This is a genomic window from Sphingomonas metalli, from assembly GCF_014641735.1.
In the GTDB taxonomy this organism is placed as follows: domain Bacteria; phylum Pseudomonadota; class Alphaproteobacteria; order Sphingomonadales; family Sphingomonadaceae; genus Sphingomonas; species Sphingomonas metalli.
Window position 1 is genome coordinate 174,291 of record NZ_BMIH01000003.1, and the last position, 19,344, is coordinate 193,634.

At 68.8% G+C, this 19,344-nt stretch carries 17 protein-coding genes; 7 read left to right on the top strand and 10 right to left on the bottom strand.

Going from position 1 to position 19,344, the window contains the following annotated elements:
* Positions 1–28: 28 nt before the first annotated feature.
* The 7 genes from hflX to dusB form a co-directional block, all read right to left on the bottom strand.
* Positions 29–1,333 carry a GTPase HflX gene (gene hflX, locus IEX18_RS11125; protein WP_188658846.1) on the bottom strand — a complete coding sequence of 435 codons (1,305 nt, stop codon included), beginning with the start codon at positions 1,331–1,333 and terminating at the stop codon, positions 29–31.
* Positions 1,330–1,881 (bottom strand): RNA chaperone Hfq, encoded by a 552-nt coding sequence (hfq, locus tag IEX18_RS11130; protein WP_188658847.1) that lies wholly within the window; start codon positions 1,879–1,881, stop codon positions 1,330–1,332. Before hfq ends, hflX begins: the two co-directional genes overlap by 4 nt.
* Before the next feature lie 75 nt (positions 1,882–1,956).
* Positions 1,957–3,330, bottom strand: a complete 1,374-nt coding sequence (gene ntrX, locus IEX18_RS11135) for a nitrogen assimilation response regulator NtrX (protein WP_188658848.1) — start codon at positions 3,328–3,330, stop codon at positions 1,957–1,959.
* Between the two features lie 4 nt (positions 3,331–3,334).
* Positions 3,335–5,569, bottom strand: a complete 2,235-nt coding sequence (locus IEX18_RS11140; protein ID WP_229664533.1) for a sensor histidine kinase — start codon at positions 5,567–5,569, stop codon at positions 3,335–3,337.
* A gap of 80 nt (positions 5,570–5,649) precedes the next feature.
* Positions 5,650–7,083: a nitrogen regulation protein NR(I) gene (gene ntrC, locus IEX18_RS11145; protein ID WP_188658850.1), complete on the bottom strand. Its 1,434-nt coding sequence runs from the start codon at positions 7,081–7,083 to the stop codon at positions 5,650–5,652.
* Positions 7,080–8,210 carry a two-component system sensor histidine kinase NtrB gene (locus tag IEX18_RS11150; protein ID WP_188658851.1) on the bottom strand — a complete coding sequence of 377 codons (1,131 nt, stop codon included), beginning with the start codon at positions 8,208–8,210 and terminating at the stop codon, positions 7,080–7,082. Before IEX18_RS11150 ends, ntrC begins: the two co-directional genes overlap by 4 nt.
* The gene (gene dusB / locus IEX18_RS11155) at positions 8,131–9,141 is read right to left on the bottom strand and encodes a tRNA dihydrouridine synthase DusB (protein WP_188658852.1); all 1,011 of its coding nucleotides are present in this window, start codon (positions 9,139–9,141) and stop codon (positions 8,131–8,133) included. Before dusB ends, IEX18_RS11150 begins: the two co-directional genes overlap by 80 nt.
* Positions 9,142–9,223: 82 nt before the next feature.
* Between dusB and IEX18_RS11160 the strand changes: the two genes are divergently transcribed.
* Genes IEX18_RS11160 through IEX18_RS11170 form a run of 3 tightly spaced genes read left to right on the top strand, consistent with a single transcriptional unit; the run spans position 9,224 to position 11,411 of the window.
* Positions 9,224–10,360 carry a bifunctional 2-C-methyl-D-erythritol 4-phosphate cytidylyltransferase/2-C-methyl-D-erythritol 2,4-cyclodiphosphate synthase gene (locus IEX18_RS11160; RefSeq protein WP_188658853.1) on the top strand — a complete coding sequence of 379 codons (1,137 nt, stop codon included), beginning with the start codon at positions 9,224–9,226 and terminating at the stop codon, positions 10,358–10,360.
* Positions 10,357–10,881 carry a hypothetical protein gene (locus IEX18_RS11165; RefSeq protein ID WP_188658854.1) on the top strand — a complete coding sequence of 175 codons (525 nt, stop codon included), beginning with the start codon at positions 10,357–10,359 and terminating at the stop codon, positions 10,879–10,881. Before IEX18_RS11160 ends, IEX18_RS11165 begins: the two co-directional genes overlap by 4 nt.
* A complete protein-coding gene (locus IEX18_RS11170; protein WP_188658855.1) occupies positions 10,878–11,411 on the top strand; it encodes a CinA family protein in 534 nt (177 codons plus the stop codon). Before IEX18_RS11165 ends, IEX18_RS11170 begins: the two co-directional genes overlap by 4 nt.
* On the opposite strand, the gene IEX18_RS11175 is transcribed toward IEX18_RS11170, so the two are convergent.
* Both IEX18_RS11175 and lipA read right to left on the bottom strand, forming a co-directional pair.
* On the bottom strand, positions 11,345–11,833 hold the full coding sequence (locus IEX18_RS11175) for a type II toxin-antitoxin system RatA family toxin (protein WP_188658856.1): 489 nt from the start codon (positions 11,831–11,833) through the stop codon (positions 11,345–11,347). The genes IEX18_RS11170 and IEX18_RS11175 overlap by 67 nt on opposite strands.
* Positions 11,833–12,777: a lipoyl synthase gene (gene lipA / locus IEX18_RS11180; RefSeq protein WP_188658857.1), complete on the bottom strand. Its 945-nt coding sequence runs from the start codon at positions 12,775–12,777 to the stop codon at positions 11,833–11,835. The genes IEX18_RS11175 and lipA overlap by 1 nt, the downstream gene beginning before the upstream one ends.
* Positions 12,778–12,953: 176 nt before the next feature.
* On the opposite strand from lipA, the gene IEX18_RS11185 reads away from it, so the two are divergent.
* The gene (locus IEX18_RS11185) at positions 12,954–13,583 is read left to right on the top strand and encodes a carbonic anhydrase (RefSeq protein ID WP_188658858.1); all 630 of its coding nucleotides are present in this window, start codon (positions 12,954–12,956) and stop codon (positions 13,581–13,583) included.
* A gap of 81 nt (positions 13,584–13,664) precedes the next feature.
* On the opposite strand, the gene IEX18_RS11190 is transcribed toward IEX18_RS11185, so the two are convergent.
* Positions 13,665–13,976 carry a UrcA family protein gene (locus tag IEX18_RS11190; RefSeq protein WP_188658859.1) on the bottom strand — a complete coding sequence of 104 codons (312 nt, stop codon included), beginning with the start codon at positions 13,974–13,976 and terminating at the stop codon, positions 13,665–13,667.
* Positions 13,977–14,196: 220 nt separating this feature from the next.
* Here IEX18_RS11190 and IEX18_RS11195 point away from each other — a divergent pair, with 220 nt between their 5' ends.
* From IEX18_RS11195 to IEX18_RS11205, 3 genes are all read left to right on the top strand, one after another.
* Positions 14,197–16,479 carry an ATP-dependent helicase gene (locus tag IEX18_RS11195; RefSeq protein WP_268234948.1) on the top strand — a complete coding sequence of 761 codons (2,283 nt, stop codon included), beginning with the start codon at positions 14,197–14,199 and terminating at the stop codon, positions 16,477–16,479.
* 91 nt (positions 16,480–16,570) lie between these two features.
* Positions 16,571–17,083 (top strand): glycine zipper 2TM domain-containing protein, encoded by a 513-nt coding sequence (locus tag IEX18_RS11200; protein WP_188658860.1) that lies wholly within the window; start codon positions 16,571–16,573, stop codon positions 17,081–17,083.
* A gap of 139 nt (positions 17,084–17,222) precedes the next feature.
* The gene (locus IEX18_RS11205) at positions 17,223–19,253 is read left to right on the top strand and encodes a 3-hydroxyacyl-CoA dehydrogenase NAD-binding domain-containing protein (protein WP_188658861.1); all 2,031 of its coding nucleotides are present in this window, start codon (positions 17,223–17,225) and stop codon (positions 19,251–19,253) included.
* Positions 19,254–19,344: the final 91 nt, after the last annotated feature.

A 19,344-nucleotide genomic window follows, 5' to 3' on the forward strand; every position in this document is an offset into this window, starting at 1 on the left:
CCGGATCCGGACAAAACGACTCCGGCCCCTACTCCGCCCGTTCCGCCAGCCGTCGCTCGAACCGTGCATGGTCCTCTGCGCCCAGACGCACCTCGACGGTCACCGTCTCGTCGGCATCATGCTGGTCGACGACCTCGCCATGCGCATGCAGCCACGCAAGGCTGGCGCCATCGGAGGCGGGCAGCGTGATCGTATAGCGCCGGTGCCCCTCGGTCAGCTTCGCGGCGACCGCCTCGACCAGCGCGTCGACGCCCTCCCCGGTCAGCGCCGAGATCGTCATGACCCCGTCACGCCGCGCCGCGTCGGCAAGCACCGCTGCCCGATCGTCGTCGTCGAGCAGATCGAGCTTGTTCCATGCCTCGAAGCGCGGCGTCGTGTCGGTCACACCCAGCTCCGCCAGCACGCCCTCGACATCGGTGCGCTGCGCTTCGGTATCGGGATGCGCGATGTCGCGGACATGGATCAGCAGGTCCGCCGATACGACCTCTTCCAGCGTCGCCTTGAAGGCGGCGACGAGCTGGGTCGGCAGATCGGAGACGAACCCCACCGTGTCGGACAGGATCGCCTTGTCGAGCCCGGGCAGCGAGATCTGCCGCAGGGTCGGATCGAGCGTCGCGAACAGAAGATTCTCGGCCATCACGTGCGCGCCGGTCAGGCGGTTGAACAGCGTCGACTTGCCGGCATTGGTATAGCCGACCAGCGCGATCACCGGCCAGGGCGCACGCTGGCGCCGCTCGCGATGCAGGCCGCGCGTGCGGCTCACCTGTTCGAGCTCGCGACGCAGGCGCGCCATCCGGTCGCGGATCATCCGCCGGTCGGCCTCGATCTGCGTTTCGCCCGGGCCGCCGAGAAAGCCGAAGCCGCCGCGCTGGCGCTCCAGATGGGTCCAGCTACGCACCAGACGGCCTGACTGATAGTCGAGATGGGCCAGCTCGACCTGCAAGCGGCCCTCGGCCGTCGCAGCGCGCTCGCCGAAGATCTCGAGGATCAGCCCCGTCCGGTCGATCACCTTCGCCTTCAGGCCCGTCTCCAGATTACGCTGCTGGATCGGGGTGAGCGCGGCATCGACCACGACCAGGCTGGCATCTTCCATCGCCACGCGGGTGGCGAGCTCCTCGACCTGGCCGCTGCCGATCAGGGTCGCGGGACGCGGCTGCCGGACGCGAAGCGCGACGCGATCCACCACCTCCAGCCCGATCGCCGCGGCAAGCCCGGCGCTTTCCTCCAGCCGCGCATCCGCGTCGCGCGAGGAATCGCCGCGGTCCGGCAGGACCACGACGGCGCGCGCGCCGCGGGCGAATTCGTCCCGATCGCGTTCGAAACCCGTGCTCAATCCTCGACTGCCTCGTTCTGCTCTTCGGCCAGGTTCAGCGGCCGTGCCGGCTGGATGGTCGAGACGGCATGCTTGTAGACCAGCTGCACCATGCCCTCGCGTTGCAACAACATGCAGAACAGGTCGAATCCGGCGATCTGGCCCTGCAGCATCACGCCGTTGATCAGGAACATGGTCACCGGATCTTCGGACTTGCGCACGGCGTTCAGGAACAGCTCCTGCAGCAGCGGCTGCTTGCGCTGGTTCTCGCCCACCGCATCGACCACCGCGTCCGCGTCGAACGCGCCGCCGGGCATTATCGTGCTGATCGCATGCTTGTAGATGAGCTGCGACTGGCCGTCGCGGCGCAGCAGCACCGAGAAATTGTCGAACCAGGTGACGATGCCCTGCAGCTTCACGCCCTTGACCAGGAACATGGTGACCGGCGTCTTCGATTTGCGGAGGGCGTTGAGGAACAGGTCCTGCAGCGAGGTCTGCTTTTCGGCCATTTGCATTGAGCCTTCTTGTTGGCGGGCCGTGACCCGCAGGTGTGCGCCGTTGACCGGCATCGACAGGCGGCACCATGGCGGGCGCCGCTGCCATCAATCTAGGGTGCCGGACCATCAGCGTCCAGCACCCGCCCCTCAATCCTCGCGCGTTTCGGTGATGCCGAGGAGCTTGAGCTTGCGGTGGAGCGCGGAGCGTTCCATCCCGATAAAGCTCGCCGTGCGCGAAATATTCCCGGAAAAGCGGCGGATCTGGACGCGCAGATATTCACGCTCGAACGATTCGCGCGCCTCGCGCAGCGGCGCGCCCATGATCGCGGTCGTCGACCGATCGCCGCCCCCTTCCCCGCCAAGGACTTCCGCCGGCAGCATGTCGAGATCGATCCGGCCGATCCGGTCGCCCGGGGCGAGGATGACGGTACGCTCCACCACGTTGCGCAGTTGGCGGACATTGCCGGGCCATTCGTAGGATTGCAGTGCCACCATCGCGTCCGCCGCGATCTCCGGCACGGGCACGCGGCGCTCGCCCGCATAGCGCGCGAGGAAGTGCTGGACGAGCGGCGGAATGTCCTCGCGCCGGTCGGCAAGCGGCGGGATGACCACCGGCACCACGTTGAGGCGATAGTAGAGATCCTCGCGGAAGCGGCCGCCCGCTATTTCCTCGGTCAGGTCGCGCGCGGTCGCCGAGATGACCCGGACGTCTACCTTGACCACCCGGTTGCCGCCCACCCGGGTGAAGCTCTGATCGGTCAGCACGCGCAGGATGCGCGCCTGGGTGGCGATCGGCATGTCCGCGATCTCGTCGAGGAACAGCGTGCCACCATGCGCCTGTTCGAGCAGGCCGGGGCGCACCAGGTCGCCGCCCTCCTCGATCCCGAACAGCTCCTCCTCGACCCGTTCGGGCGCCATATTCGCGGCGCTGACGATGACGAAGGAGGCGTTGGCGCGCTGGCTCCAGCCCTGGAGCAGGCGGGCGGCGACCTCCTTGCCGACGCCGGCCGGGCCGACGATCATCACGCGGCTGCCGGTCGCGGCGACCCGCTTCAGCGTCGCGCGGACGCCATTGATCGCCGCGGAGGTTCCGGTCAGGTCGACCGGTCCGCCCGCGGTCGCGCGCAGCGTCGCGATCTCGCGGCGCAGCCGCTCGCTCTCGGTCGCGCGCTCGACCATCAGCAGCAGGCGGGATGCCTCGAAGGGCTTCTCGATGAAATCGACCGCGCCCTTGCGAATCGCGGCGACCGCAGTGTCGAGGCTGCCATGGCCCGAGATGACGAGCACCGGGATCGATGCATCCCGGCGCTTGATCTCGTCGAGCAGTTCCAGTCCGTCGAGGCGCGAGCCCTGCAACCAGACGTCGAGCAGCACCAGCGACGGTCGCCGGGCCGCGATCGCCTCCAGCGCGGCGTCGGCATGGGCTGCGCCGCGGGTCTCGTAGCCCTCGTCTTCCAGCACGCCGGCCACGAGTTCGCGAATGTCGAGCTCGTCGTCGACCACAAGGATATCAAGCGCCATCAGGTCATGTCCGATTCTGAATGAGTGCGGCGAGCTGGCCCTCCCCTGCCGGCTCGGTAGCGGGTACGCCCGTGTCGCGCGCGGCGAGACGGGCGGCGTCGAAGATGATCGTCACGATCGTGCCGCCGCCCGGGCGATCGGCGAAGGCGATCGTGCCGCCATGTTCTTCGACGATCTTCTTGACGATGGCGAGGCCCAGGCCCGTGCCCCGCGCGCGCGTCGTCATATAGGGCTCGACGATCCGGTCGCGCGCCTCGGGCAGGCCGATGCCGTTGTCGGCGACGGTCAGCACCACCTCGCCGGGTTGCGGGGCAGACAGGGTCAGCACCACCTCGCCCGCCTCGCCATCGGGCAGGCGACCCCGACCCTCGATGGCCTCGACGGCGTTCTTCACGATGTTCGTGAGCGCCTGGCCGATCTGGCGGCGATCGCAGACGAGCAGCGGCGCGGGATCCTCGTGCTCGAGCCGGAAGTGAATCGCCGGGTGAGCCACCTCGTGGAGGAACAGGACCTCGCGCGCGGTGTCGAGTAGCGGCTCCTGCCGGAAGACCGGTTTGGGCATGCGCGCGAAGGACGAGAATTCGTCGACCATCCGCCGCAGGTCGCCGACCTGCCGGACGATGGTCTCGGTCAGGCGGCCGAACGTGCCGTCGTCGCTCGCCTCGACCCGTGCGCCATAGCGGCGCTGGAGCCGCTCCGCCGCGAGCTGGATCGGAGTCAGCGGGTTCTTGATCTCGTGCGCGATCCGGCGGGCGACATCGGCCCAGGCGGCGCGGCGCTGGTCGGACAGCTGCTCGGTCACGTCGTCGAAGGTCAGGATGGGGCCACGGTCGATCTCGGCGTAACGCACTGCGAGCGTGCGGGTGCCGCGCCGCCAGCCATGGATCTGGATCACCGCTTCGCGCGTCCCCTCGCGGACCAGCGCGTCGAGTTCGGGCGCGACATCGGCGAGCGCGCGACCGACCAGCCCCGCACTGTCCGCATCGAGCAGCGCGCCGGCCGACGCGTTGGCGATGCTGACGACGCGGTCCTCGGTCGTGGCGATCACCCCTGCCGACACGCCGGCCATCACCGCCTCGATCAGGGCGCGACGGCTCTCAAGCTGGTCGTTGGCGGTCAGCAACTCGGTATTCTGTTCCTGCAACCGCCTTGTCATTTGGTTGAAGGCGTTGGCGAGCGTGCCGACCTCGTCGCGGCTGCGGGGATCGGGGACCCGGGCGGAGAGATCGCCCGCGGTGACCCGCCGCGCCGCATCGACCAGCTGGCCGACCGGCCGCACGAGCCGATCCGCGACCGCGAGTGCGATCCAGACCGCGATGCCGACGATGACGAACGAGATCGCCAGCAGCGCCGCATTGAACTTGAGCTGGAGGCTCCGCGCCCGCGCGATCAGCGCGCGATAGTCGCGCAGCACGTCGCGGGCCCGGGTCGACTGCTCGCTCATGAAGCGCATGTCGGACAGGCGCCCGGCATAGAGATAGGCCTCGTCCATGCCGGGCAGCCGCGTCACCACCTGGATGCGTTGGCCGGTGTCCGTCACCACGAACGGGTCGCCGCGCTTCAGGGCGTCGATCTTCCGCTGGTCGATGACCTGGCTGAGGTCGCGATCATATGGGTTCACCAGCGCGATCGACCGGATGCCGCCACGCCCGCCCGCATAGAAGATGGCCGCCTCGTTGAGATTGCGCTGGTAGACCTGACGGGCAAAGTAGAGCTGAAATTCGGGGCTGTCGGGCGCTTCCTGCTCCAGCGTCGCGGCCAGGTCGCTCGCCATGGCCGAGGCCTCGCTGGTCCAGCGATCGATGCTCATCTGATAGGCGGTGGTGGCCAGCCCGGTCGCATTGTTGATCATGCCCCGTGCCTGGTCCGAATACCAGAACTGCACGCCATATTGGAACAAGAGCGAGGCGACGATCGTCACCAGCAGGATCGGCACCGCCGCCACGGTGGAGAACAACGCGACGAGCCGCACGTGCAGCCGCCCCTCGCCGCCGACCGGACTGGACGCTGCACGCTTCTTGGCGATCCGCCGCCCGACCAGCATCAGCAGCAGGATGCCCGGCACGAGGTTGGCGACGAGGAGCAGCGCAACGAAGGGCGGCGGGATCAGCCGGCGCGGGTCGTTCGCTCCGGCCAGCAACAGATAGCTGGTGATGGCGACGGCGACGGTGATCGCGAGCACCAGCAGCTCGACCGCCGGCGTGATCGTCAGCCGGCGCCGCGGGTACGCGTCTTCCATGTCAGCAGGCGTCGCGGTTGCGATCATCGGACCGGCCGTACAGCCTCCATTGTTGCATTAAAACCACATAATTCGCCAACTCAGCTTTTCGCTGTTCCATTCCGACCCGGCACGATGCCGAGCATGTCGATCCGCTTCTTGAGAGTGTTCCGATTGATCCCCATCGCGCGCGCGGCGCGCAGCTGGTTGTGCCCGTGGCGCGACAGCATGGCCTCGATCAGCGGGCGTTCGACCTCGCCGATGACGCGATCGTACAGCGTGCCGTCCTCGAGCGCCTCCGGTCGCTCGCGGGCGATCCGGTCGATCAGCGCACGGACGGCCGCGTCGAGATCCGGATCGACCGCCGAGGCCTCGACGGGAGCTGTCCCGAACATCGCGCGTACCGCCGGAGCATCGATCGTCTCGTCGCGCGACAGCACCGCCAGTCGACGCATCAGGTTTTCGAGCTCGCGGACGTTGCCCGGCCAGTCATAGGCCTGCAACGCCGCGATCGCCTCGGCCGAAAGCCGCCGGCGGGGCAGGCCCTGTTCCGCGGCGCGGGTCAGGAAATGCTGGGCCAGGAGCGGCACGTCCTGACGCCGTTCGCGCAGGGCGGGCAGCGTCACGGGAACGACGTTGAGCCGGTAGTACAGATCCTCGCGGAACTGCCCCGTCCGCACCTGATCGGCGAGGTCGCGATTGGTCGCGGCGACGATCCGGGCCTCGGCACGGATCGTCCGGGTGCCGCCGACCGTGGTGAATTCCCCCGTCTGGAGCACGCGCAGCAACCGGGTCTGGGCCTCGAGCGGCATGTCCCCGATCTCGTCCAAAAACAGCGTGCCCCCGCCCGCCTGCTCGAAGCGGCCCGCCGTCCGCTGCGCCGCGCCGGTGAACGCTCCGCGCTCGTGGCCGAACAGCTCCGCCTCGATCAGTTCGCGTGGGATCGCGGCCATGTTGATCGCGACGAAGGCATTGGCCCGCCGCGGTCCGAGATCGTGGATCGCCCGCGCGACGAGCTCCTTGCCGGTCCCCGATTCGCCGGAGACGAGGACGGTCAGATCGTTCGACACGACGCGGGCGATCACCCGGTACACGTCCTGCATCGCCGGCGAGCGCCCGATCAGCGGCAGCGCGGCGTCCTCCGCCAGGCCGTCGGGTTCCGCCGAGCCGCCCCGCCCGCGGGCCAGCGCGCCATCGACCGCGCGGGCCAGCGCGTCGAGGTCGAAGGGCTTGGGCAGATATTCATAGGCGCCGGCCTCGTTGGCGCGCACCGCGGTGGTCAGCGTGTTGCGCGCCGACAGGATGATGACCGGCAATTCCGGGAATCGGGCCCGCACGTCGCGCATCCGCTCGATGCCGTCGCCGTCGGGCAGCACCACGTCGCTGACCAGAACGTCGGGCACTCCCTGTGCCAGCTGGCGATCGAGCGCGGTCAGGCTGTCGACCGAGGTCACGTCGTGCCCCGCGCGACGCAAGGCCTGGCCCACGACCATGCGGATCGCGGCATCGTCGTCGCACACCAGAATTCGGCTCATGTCGCGGCCCTGGGCAGGAGGAGGCGGAGCACGGTGCAGGGCGGCTCCCCTTCCCGCGCATATTGGACCAGCCCGCCCATGTCGCGGACCAGCTTGTCGACCAGTGACAGACCCAGCCCCTGCCCCTCCGGCTTGCCCGACACGAAGGGGTCGAAGAGATGCTCGGCGATATCGGGCGGCGCTCCGGGCCCGTTGTCCAGGACGCAGATCTCGATCGGCAGCGGAACGCGGCGGCCGTCGGGACCGCCCGAGCGGGTGATGCCGTGGCGATAGGCGGTGGTGATGGTGATCGACGGCGTCCGTTCGGCCGCAACCGCCTCGCGCGCGTTCTTCAGAAGGTTGATCACGATCTGGGTCAGGGCGTCCCGGTTGACCAGCGCCGGGGGCAGCGAGGGATCGTAGCGTTCCTCGATCCGCACGCCCCGCCCGAAGCCGGCCAGCGCGAGGTTCCGGGCATGGGTCAGGAGCGGATAGATATTTTCCGCCATCAGGGGCAGCGGGCGGGTGTCGCCGAACTCCTGCATCCGGTCGATCAACCCGGCGATGCGATCGACCTCGGTGGTGATCAGCCGGGTCAGCTCGTTGTCGCCGAGCAGCTGCGCTGCGCCGCGGATGCCGGACAGGGGGTTGCGGATCTCGTGCGCCAGCATCGCCGCGGCGCCCACCGCCGCGCGGGCGCCGGCCGACTGCTCGCTCGCCCGGCCGAGCCGCCGCGAACTGGCCGCATTGTGCAGCGTCACCACTCGCCAGCCCGGATGATCGGCGATCTGCGCCTCGATGAAGTCGACGCGCATCCGCACGCCGCGTGCCGTCGCGATCTCGACGTCGTAGACCGCGAAGCCGAAGCCGTCATGCGTCTCCCGCCCCTCGGGCGGCGGCAGGATGGCGGTGAGCGGCTGTCCGATCATCAGTCGCTCGGACAGGTTCAGCGTCTGCTCGGCCAGCGCATTGGCGTGGGCGATCCGGTCGTCGGGGCCGATCACCAGCGCGGCGACGGGAAGCGCCGCAAACAGATCAGCGAAACCCGGCCGTCCGCGCCGGGGGGCGTCAGGCCGCTGCAAGCCGCTCCCCCGACCCGCGCCACGGCGCGTAGAAGTCGGCCAGCATCGCCTTGACCCGGCCGGCATCCGGTTCCTGGTTCACGGCGTTGCGGAACTCGGCCGACCCCGGCAGCCCCTTCGTATACCAGCCGATATGCTTGCGAGCCATGTTGACGCCCGTCATCGTGCCATAGTGCGAGAGCATCGCGTCATAATGTTCGACGATCGCCTGATATTGCGCATCGAGGTCGGGGTCGGGGACACGACGCCCCTCCGACAGCCAGGTCATCACCTGTCCGAGCAGCCACGGCCGACCATAGGCGCCCCGGCCGATCATCAGACCATCCGCCCCCGACTGGTCGAGCGCCGCCTCCGCATCCTCGATCGAGCAGATGTCGCCGTTGACGATCACCGGTACCGAGACGGCCTCCTTCACGCCGCGCACGAAGCGCCAGTCGGCCTGGCCCTTGTACATCTGGTTGCGGGTGCGGCCGTGCACCGTCACCATCCTGACGCCCAGATCCTCCGCGATCCGCGCGAGCTCGGGTGCATTGAGGCTGTCGTGACACCAGCCCATCCGCATCTTCAGCGTGACCGGCGCGCGCACCGCCTTGACGATCGCGTCGATCAGCGAGGCCGCCAGCGTCAGGTCGCGCATCAGCGCCGATCCGGCATCGCCGTTCGTCACCTTGCGCACGGGGCAACCCATGTTGATGTCGATGATCGCCGCACCGCGATCCTCGGCCAGCTTCGCCGCCTCCGCCATCTCATAGGGCGTGCAGCCGACCAGCTGCATCGAGACGGGCTCTTCCGACAGGTGCCAGGCTGCCTTCTGGAGCGATTGCCGCGTCTCGCGGATCGCCGCCTGGCTGGCGATCATCTCGGTGACGTTGAGGCCCGAGCCGTAGCGGCGGACCAGTGTGCGGAACGGCATGTCGGTGACGCCCGTCATCGGGGCGAGTACGACGGGACAATCGATCCGGACATCGCCGATCTGGATGGGAGAAAGCGGGCGCATCGGTCTGCCTGAAAAACGGGCAGCCCCTAGCCTGTCACGCCCTGTCTGGCAAGCGCGGCCCGGCTCGGCTAGGCGGCGCGCGATGAGTCGCACCGCTGCCCTGATCGTCGCTGCGGGCCGGGGGCTGCGCGCCGGCTCGACCCTTCCGAAGCAGTTCGCCAGGGTCGCCGGCAAGCCGCTGGTCGCGCATGCCTATGATGCCTTCGCCAGCCACCCTGCCGTCGATCGCGTGATCGTGATGGTCGCACAGGGGCAGGAGGCGATGGCGCGCGAGGTTCTGGGGCCGGGCGCGACGATCCTGATCGGGGGAGCCGAGCGGCGCGACACGGTGGCGCTGGGTATCGCGGCGCTCGGCGATGCCGTCGAGCGCGTGCTGGTTCACGACGCCGCCCGCCCCTTCGTCCCGGCAGCGGTGATCGATCGGGTCCTCACGGCGCTCGACGATGCGGACGGCGTGGTTCCCGCCCTCCCCGTCGTCGACACGCTCTGCAGGGAGGATGCCGGCGTCGTCGACCGTGCCGGCCTCCACCGGGTGCAGACGCCGCAGGGATTCCGGCTCGCCCGCCTCGTCGAGGCGCATGCAGGCTGGCCTGCCGCGGCGGTCGCGACGGACGACGCGCAGATGGTGCGGCGGCTTGGCGGGCGCGTCGTTCTGGTGCAGGGCGATCCGATGCTCGAAAAAGTCACCTATCCCGAGGATTTCGCTGCGGCCGAGGCGCGGCTACGCTGGGAGACGCGGAGTGCGTCCGGCTATGACGTGCATCGACTGGAGGATGGCGAGGAGTTGTGGCTCGGCGGCATCCTGATCCCGCACGACCGAGGCCTTTCGGGCCATTCGGACGCGGATGTCGCGCTCCATGCGCTGACCGACGCGTTGCTCGGTACGATCGCGGCCGGCGACATCGGCACCCACTTCCCGCCGAGCGACATGCAGTGGAAGGGAGCCTCGTCCGACCGGTTTCTGGCGCATGCGGGCAAGCTGATCGCGGATCAGGGCGGCCGGATCGACTTCGTCGACCTGACGATCATCTGCGAGGCGCCGAAGATTGGACCGCACCGCTCCGCGATGGTCGCGCGGATCGCCGAGATCCTCGGCCTCCATCCCGCTCGGGTGAGCCTGAAGGCGACGACGACCGAACGGCTGGGCTTCACCGGTCGCGGCGAAGGCATCGCGGCGCAAGCCGTCGCGACCGTCAGCCTGCCCGGCCTGCCGCGATGAAGGGCGTCACCGCCATCCTCGCCGGGCTTGCGCTGCTCGCCGGTCCCGCCGAAGCGCAGCGGCGCTGCGTCACCGATGCCGAGGCCGAATCGCTCGCGCTGGTCGCCCTGCCCGAGATCCTCCGGGAGACGGGGCGGGTCTGCGCGGCACGCCTGCCGTCCGCCAGCCTGATCCGCCGCGCCGACAGTCCGCTGATCGTCCGCTACCAGGCGGCGGCGGATCGCGCCTGGCCCGATGCCAAGGCGGCGATCGTCCAGCTCAGCGATCCCGCGGTGGAGATGCTGCTCCAGTCCGACTATGCCCGCCCGGTCATCACCAGCGTCGTGGTGCCGCAGATCGTCGGCCGGATCGATCTGGGCGATTGCGCCACCGTCGATCGGCTGGTGACGCAGCTCGAGCCTCTGTCGCCGCGCAACACCGCCTCGATCGTCGTCACGGTCCTACGCTATCTCAAGGCCGACCGCGCACGCGCCGGCAAGGCCGCGGTCCCGCAGCTCCCCCTCTGTCCGGTACAGCCATGACCGATACGCTCCTTCCGACCCAGCTGACCGATCTCGCCCGGCGGGTCATCGACGAGAACCGCGCCGCGGGCCGTCGCATCGCGGTGGCGGAAAGCTGCACCGGCGGTCTCGTCGCCGCGGCCCTGACCGAGGTGCCCGGCTCGTCGGACGTGCTGGAAGCCTCGATCGTCACCTATTCGAACGAGGCGAAGGCGAAGCTGCTGCGCGTCAGCATGGACGTGCTGGAAACCTTCGGCGCCGTGTCGGTCGCGGTTGCGTGGAGCATGGCGCGCGGCGCGCAGGAGGCAACCGGTGCCGACGTCGCCGTGGCGATCACGGGTATCGCCGGTCCGGGCGGCGGATCCGAGAAGAAGCCGGTCGGCACCGTCGTCTTCGGGGTGGCGGAAAAGGGCGTCGATCCCGACGACATCCATGCCGACAAGCGCCAGTTCGACCCGGGCCTGGGTCGCGGGGCGATCCGGCTTCAGGCGGCGTTGTGCGCGCTGGAGCTGTTGCTGCCGCCCGCCGCGGCCGAAGCGGAGCCCGCGTAGAGCACGTCGGCCCGCGCCTCGAACGCCCCGATCATCCGCCGCAGTGCCTGGCCGAACACCTGTCCGGCCAGCATCTCGAAGACCCGGTTCTTGAAGGCGAAGTCGACCGAGAAGTCGATGTCGCAGCCCCCGTCGGCAGCGGCGCGGAAGCGCCAGTCGTTGCGAAGATACTTGAGCGGGCCGTCAACATAGTCGACGCTGATCCGCTCCGGCCGCAGCTTCTCGACACGGCTGGTGAAGGTCTCGCGCAGGCCCTTGAAGCCGACGATCATGTCGGCCAGCGTCTCGGTCTCGCCGTCCTTGCGCACGCGCATGGCGCTGACCCAGGGCAGGAACTCCGGATAGCGCTTCACGTCCGCTACCAGGTCGAACATCTGCTCCGGGCTGTAGGGCAGATGACGGGTCTCGCTATGCTGCGGCATCAGGCCCCGGCGAGCGTCCTGGCCGGCGACTTCCCGAGCTTCGCCTCGCGCGCCGCGCGCAGCCGCTCGAAATCGTCGCCGGCGTGATAGCTCGACCGGGTTAGCGGCGACGAGGCGACGAGCAGGAAGCCCTTGGCGCGCGCGATCCCGGCATAGGCGTCGAACGCCTTGGGCGTCACGAATTCGGCGACTTTGGCATGGCGCGGCGTCGGCTGGAGATACTGGCCCATGGTCAGGAAATCGATGTCGGCCGAGCGCATGTCGTCCATCACCTGATGCACCTCCAGCCGCTCCTCGCCCAGTCCGAGCATGATGCCCGACTTGGTGAAGATCGACGGATCGTGGCGCTTGACGCTCTCCAGCAGGCGCAGCGACGCATAGTAGCGGGCGCCCGGGCGGATCGTGGGATAGAGCCGCGGGACGGTCTCGAGATTGTGGTTGTAGACGTCCGGCCGCGCCTCGACGATCGACTCGACGGCCGCCTGCGCCTTGTTGCGGAAGTCCGGCGTCAGGATCTCGATCGTGGTCGACGGGGTGTTCCGGCGCAGCGCCTGGATCACCTTCACGAACTGCGAAGCGCCGCCATCGGGCAGGTCGTCGCGATCGACCGAGGTGATGACGATATGGCTCAGCCCCATCTCCGCCGCGGCGACCGCGACATGCTCGGGCTCCAGCGGGTCGACCGCGCGCGGCATGCCCGTCTTCACGTTGCAGAAGGCGCAGGCGCGGGTGCAGGTGTCGCCCAGGATCATCACCGTCGCATGCTTCTTGGTCCAGCATTCGCCGATGTTGGGGCAGGCCGCCTCTTCGCACACGGTCGCGAGGCCGAGGCGGCGCATCAGCCCCTTGGTCTCGGCGAAGCCGAGCGAGGTCGGCGCCTTGACACGGATCCAGTCGGGCTTGCGGGGGCGTTCGGGCCGGGCCAGCGGTGTCATCTCGGTCATGCGGCGCAGATAGGTGCCGGGCGGGCGAATGTCACATGGAAAGCGCATCGCGATCGGTCAACATGACAGACTTGTCATGTTTAGGGCATCGCCTGTATCGGGCTGCGGCGACCGGACGGAACCGCATGGGTCCGGTCCGGTTTCAATCGGAAACCATCAACGGAGCATGTGCGACAATGACCGACTTCACCGATCTGATCGACGGCTACTATCGTTTCCGCGGCGGCGAATGGCAGCAGGAGCGCGAACGCTGGAGCGAGCTGGCGACGGGGCAGCAGCCCAAGGTGATGATCATCGCCTGCTCCGACAGCCGCGTCGAACCGGCGACCATCTTCGGTTCGCGCCCCGGCGAGGTCTTCGTGGTGCGCAACGTCGCCAATCTCGTTCCGCCCTTCGATGCCTCGGGCGGCCTGCACGGCGTGTCGGCGGCGGTCGAGTTCGCGGTCACCAAGCTGAAGGTCGAGGAGATCCTGGTGCTCGGCCATGGCGCCTGCGGCGGCGTCAACGCCTCGCTGACCCAGAGCCTCGCCGACTCCAAGCCGGGTGAAGGCGGCTTCGTGGCCGAGTGGATCGGCCTGCTCGACGAAGCGCGCGAGAAGGTGGTGCACCAGCATGGCACCGGCCCCGAGGGGCAGACTGCGCTCGAGCAGGAGGGCGTCAAGGTCTCGATCAAGAACCTCAAGACCTTCCCCTTCATCCAGAAGGCGCTGGAAGCCGGCGAGCTCAAGATCCACGGCGCGGTGTTCGCGATCGCCGACGGCAAGCTGCGCGTGCTGCAGGACGACGGGCGGTTCGAGGCCGCCTGATCGACTGGAGCCGTCGCCCGCCCTGGTCGGCAGGGCGGCGGCAGGCAGCGGCCGGGGCTCTCCGGCCGCTGCGCTGGCCGGTCAGCGCTGGGTCGAGGCGACCAGCGTGTTCTTCGCGCGCACCGCGGCAAGCTGGACTTCGGCATCGCGCCGCATCTCGGACCGGCAACGCGCGCTGTCGGCGAGGCCGGCAAGATCAGAGGCCCTGGCGGCGCAGGCGCGACGGATCGCCTGATCGATGCGCTGCTGCATCGTCGCGCGACCGGCGGCGTTCGACAGATCGAGGTCGCGATAGCGGACGGCGGTGCGGACGGTCTCGCGCTCGCCGGCGGCAATCGCCGGCGCAGACGCGATGAGGGCCACCGCGAGCGCGGTGGTCGAACGGGTGAACATGGATTGGCTCCTGTTTTCCTGCGGTGCCCGTCGCGGCCGCGTGTCACCGGCCCCGGGCGATCCCCGTCTCCGATCCCGCCACTCGCCGGCAGCGGCCCGCTAGCGCGAAGTCGTTTCGTTTGCGCGACGATCGCGCGTCCGATTTGTGACGCGGTGCAGCCATGGCGCCAGCACCTTGATTGACTTGCTCCTTGTCTCCCCGTTCCCTAACTGTTCGACGGTGAACGACCAGCAGCTTGCCGATCCGCCCTATCTGAAGGGGCTCAACCCGCCGCAGCGCGAGGCGGTGCTGACCACCGACGGCCCCGTGCTGATGCTCGCCGGTGCCGGGACCGGCAAGACCGCGGCACTGACCGCGCGGCTGGCCCATCTGCTCTACACCCGCAAGGCATGGCCGAGCGAGATCCTCGCGGTCACCTTCACCAACCGCGCGGCGCGCGAAATGCGCGAGCGCGTCGGCCGGCTGGTCGGCGAGGCGGTGGAGGGCATGCCTTGGCTCGGTACGTTCCACGCGATCGGCGCCAAGATGCTGCGACGTCATGCCGAGCTGGTCGGACTGCAATCCAATTTTACCATCCTCGATACCGACGACCAGCTGCGGCTCCTCAAGCAGCTGATCCTTGCGGCCGATATCGACGAGAAGCGCTTCCCCGCCCGCAGTCTCGCCGGACTGATCGACGAGTGGAAGAACAAGGGGCTCGCTCCGCGCGACATCGATGCCGGCGAAAGCGAACGCTACGCCAACGGGCGCGGCGGCGAGTTGTACCAGCAGTATCAGGACCGGCTGAAAGCCGTGAACGCCTGCGACTTTGGCGACCTGCTGCTCCACATGCTGGTGATCCTGAGGACGCATCGCGACGTGCTGGAGCAGTATCAGCAGCGCTTCCGCTACATCATGGTCGACGAATATCAGGACACCAACAGCGTCCAGTATCTCTGGCTGCGGCTGCTGGCGCAGGAGCGGCGCAACATCGCGTGCGTGGGCGACGACGACCAGTCCATCTACTCGTGGCGCGGCGCCCAGGTCGAGAACATCCTGCGCTTCGAGAAGGATTTCCCCGGCGCCAAGGTCATCCGGCTCGAGCAGAACTATCGCTCCACCCCGCATATCCTTGGCGCGGCGGGCGGCGTGATCGCACACAATAGCGGGCGGCTGGGCAAGACCTTGTGGACCGAGCTCGACGCCGGCGAGAAGGTGCGCGTGCTCGGCGTGTGGGACGGCCCCGAGGAGGCCCGACGCGTCGGCGAGGAGATCGAGGCGGCGCAGCGCAGCGGCACCGGTCTCGACGATATCGCCATCCTCGTCCGCGCCCAGCACCAGACCCGCGAGTTCGAGGACCGCTTCATCGCGATCGGCCTGCCCTATCGCATCGTCGGCGGCGCGCGTTTCTACGAGCGGCTCGAGATCCGCGACGCCATCGCCTATCTGCGCGTCGTCAACCAGCCGTCGGACGACCTTGCCTTCGAGCGGATCGTCAACACGCCCAAGCGCGGCCTGGGGGACAAGGCCCTGGCCAAGGTCCATCAGCTCGCCCGCGCCGAGGGGCTGCCGCTGACCCTTGCGGGCGCACGGATTCTCGACACCGACGAGCTGACGCCGCAGGCGCGGCGTTCGCTTGGAAGGCTGGTCGGCGATATCGCGCGCTGGCGCGACATGGCGCAGTCGCTGCCGCATGCCGAGCTCGCACGGCAGATCCTCGACGAGAGCGGCTATACCGCGATGTGGCAGGCGGAGAAGAGCGCCGAGGCCGCCGGGCGGCTGGAAAACCTCTCCGAGCTGGTACGTGCGATGGAGGAGTATGAGTCGCTCGGCGCCTTCCTGGAGCATGTCTCGCTCGTCATGGAGCGCGACGGCGACGCCCGGCAGGCGGAGGTGACGATCATGACGATCCACGCCGCCAAGGGGCTGGAGTTCGATACCGTCTTCCTCGCCGGCTGGGAGGAGGGGCTGTTCCCCTCGCAGCGCGCGATTGACGAGGGCGGCACCAAGAGCCTGGAGGAGGAACGCCGCCTCGCCTATGTCGCCATCACCCGGGCGCGCCGGCGGGCGACGATCATCCATGCGGCCAATCGCCGCATCTACGGACAGTGGACGTCGTCGATCCCGAGCCGATTCGTCGGCGAATTGCCGGCCGAGCATATCGACAGCGAGACGACCATGTCGGGTGGCGAGAGCCTGTGGCGCGCCAACTGGTCCGAACATGCCGACCCCTTTGCCAATGTCGCGCGCGGCACGGGCCGCGGACCGGGCTGGCAGCGGGCGGCGGGCAGCCTCGGCAATCAGTCGACGTTCACCACCACGCCGAAGCGGATCGTCGAGACCCGCTCGAGCGCCGTCAGCCTGGGCAACAAGGGACGGGACGACCTGTCGCCCGGCATGCGGGTCTTCCACCAGAAATTCGGCTACGGCGCGATCGCCGAGATCGAGGGCAACAAGCTCGAGATCGAATTCGAAAGCGCCGGGCGCAAGCGGGTGATGGACAGCTTCGTCACCATTGCCTGACGGGGCGCTGACTGCGGCGTTCAGCAACCATCCTGCCGGGCAGGCGTACCGCTCCGTGCAGCCCGATTCGCGGGCCGGAGGAGTGTGTCCGATGCTGTCCCGTCTTGTTTCCGCAGGCCTGATCGCCGCCACGCTGGTGGCCGCCCCTGCCATCGCCCAGTCGAGCGCGGACGATGCCCGCTTCCGCGCCGCGCAGGAACGGTTCGATCGCGAATACGACATCTACCGGCAGGAAGTCGATCGCTACCGCAATGCGCGATCCGGCTATGACCGCGACTATCGGCGCGCGCCGGACCGCTACCAGGACGGGCGCTACGAAGACGGCCCCGCCTACGATCCGGCCCGCGACTATCGCGACGGCGCGCAATATCGCGAGCGCGTGCTGTCGTCGGACGATCGCGTCTACGCCGGCTACGACGGCCGCTATTATTGCAAGCGGTCCGACGGCACGACCGGGCTGATCGTCGGCGGCGCCGCAGGGGGCGTGCTCGGCAACGTCATCGACGGCGGCCGGAGCCGCACCGTCGGCACCCTGCTCGGCGCCGCAGCGGGTGCGCTGGCCGGCCGCTCGATCGATCAGAATTCGCAGGTTCGCTGCCGCTAGGGCTCGCTGTAGAAGATCGGGTCTGCTGCGGCCGAGGGCGGCGGCAGGCCCGTTTCCCGGTTGATTTACGCGCGCGTCAAGGCAATAGATCGCTCGATCTTAGAAACCCGGGTATGGCCCGATCAGGAGAGAGCAGCGCATGACGTCCCCGATCCGCACCGAGCGCCACGGCGAAGTGCTCGTCATCATCTCCGACAATCCGCCGGTCAACGCACTGTCGGCGGCCGTGCGTCAGGGACTTGAGGCCGCGATCAAGGAAGGCGTCGCGGACGGCTCGATCGAAGCAATGGTGATCCGCTGCGAGGGCCGCACCTTCTTCGCCGGCGCCGACATCACCGAATTCACCAAGCCGCCGGTCGATCCGCTGCTGCCGCAGGTGGTCGACATGATCGAGGCGTCGAGCAAGCCGGTCGTCGCCGCCATCCACGGCACGGCCCTGGGTGGCGGGTGCGAGGTCGCGCTCGGCTGCCACTATCGCATTGCGGTGCCCTCGGCGAAGCTCGGCACGCCCGAGGTGAAGCTCGGCCTGCTGCCCGGCGCCGGCGGCACGCAGCGGCTGCCGCGCGTCGCCGGCATCGAACTGGCGCTGGAGATGACCGCCAAGGGCGATCCGATCCCGGCGCAAAAGGCGCATGAGGCGGGGCTGATCGATCGACTGGCCGGCGAGGGCACGCTGGTGGACGAGGCCATCGCCTTTGCCCACGACATCAAGGCGGCGCGCCCGATCCCGCGGGCGAGCGAGGCTCCGGTCAAGGGCGACCCGGCCGCCATCGAGGCGTTCCGCACCACCAATGCCCGCCGCTTCCGCGGCTTCGACGCACCCGCGGCGAACATCGCCTGTATCGAAAAGGCCGCGTCCGGCGCCAGCTTCGCCGACGGCATCGCCTTCGAGCGGCAGGAGTTCATGAAGCTGATGTTCGGCGTCCAGTCCGCCGCCCAGCGCCACATCTTCTTCGCCGAACGCCAGGCCTCGAAGATCGACGACGTGCCCGCCGATACCGCGCTGCGCCCGATCCGCCGCGTCGGGGTGATCGGCGCTGGCACGATGGGCGGCGGCATCGCGATGAACTTCCTGTCCGCCGGCATCCCGGTCACCATCGTCGAGATGGCGCAGGAAGCGCTCGATCGCGGCACCGGGACGATCCGCAAGAACTACGAGGCGACCGCCGCCAAGGGCCGCATCAAGCCCGAGCAGGTGGAAGGCGCGATGGGATTGCTGTCGCCCACCCTAGACTTCGACGCCCTCGCCGACTGCGATCTGATCATCGAGGCGGTCTACGAGAATATGGAGGTGAAGAAGGAGATCTTCACCCGGCTCGATGCGATCGCCAAGCCCGGCGCGATCCTCGCGTCGAACACCTCCTATCTCGACATCGACGAGATCGCGGCTGTGACGAAGCGTCCGCAGGACGTGCTCGGCATGCACTTCTTCTCGCCCGCCAACGTCATGAAGCTGCTGGAGGTGGTGCGGGGCGCGAAAACGGCGGGCGACGTGCTGGCGACGGTGATGGATCTGGCCAAGAAGATCCGCAAGGTCGCGGTGGTCGCCGGCGTCACCTATGGCTTCATCGGCAATCGCATGCTGATGCCGCGCCAGGTCGAGGCGACCAAGCTGTTGCTGGAAGGCGCCACGCCCGAGCAGATCGACCGGGTGCATGTCGCGTTCGGCATGCCGATGGGCCCCTTCCAGATGGCCGACCTCGCCGGCGTCGACATCGGCTGGCACCGGGATCCGACACGGATCGAGAATATCCGCGATGCGCTCGCCGCCGAGAACCGCTGGGGCCAGAAGACCAAGGCCGGATTCTACGACTATGACGACAAGCGCAATCCGTCGAACAGCGCCCGCGTCGCGGAGATCATCGACGACTTCCGCAAGCGCGAGGGCGTGACTCCGCGCGAGATCAGCGAGGAGGAGATCGTCGCCCGCACCCTCTATACGATGGTCAACGAGGGGGCGCTGATCCTGGAGGAAGGCAAGGCGCAGCGTGCGTCCGATATCGATGTCGTCTGGATCTATGGCTATGGCTGGCCCGTCTATCGCGGTGGTCCGATGTTCTGGGCCCAGTCCGAAGGGCTGGGCAAGGTGGTAGCCGGGCTGGAGACCTATGGCTTCCCCGTGGCGAAATCGCTGAAGGATGCCGCGGCGAGCGGCGGCCGGCTCAAGTAGTTAGTCGAAAGCCCCTCCCCTCCAGGGGAGGGGGCGGCTTGGGGCGCAGCCGCATACGGCGCGCCCGACAAATAGCCCGCCCGCCCCTCTC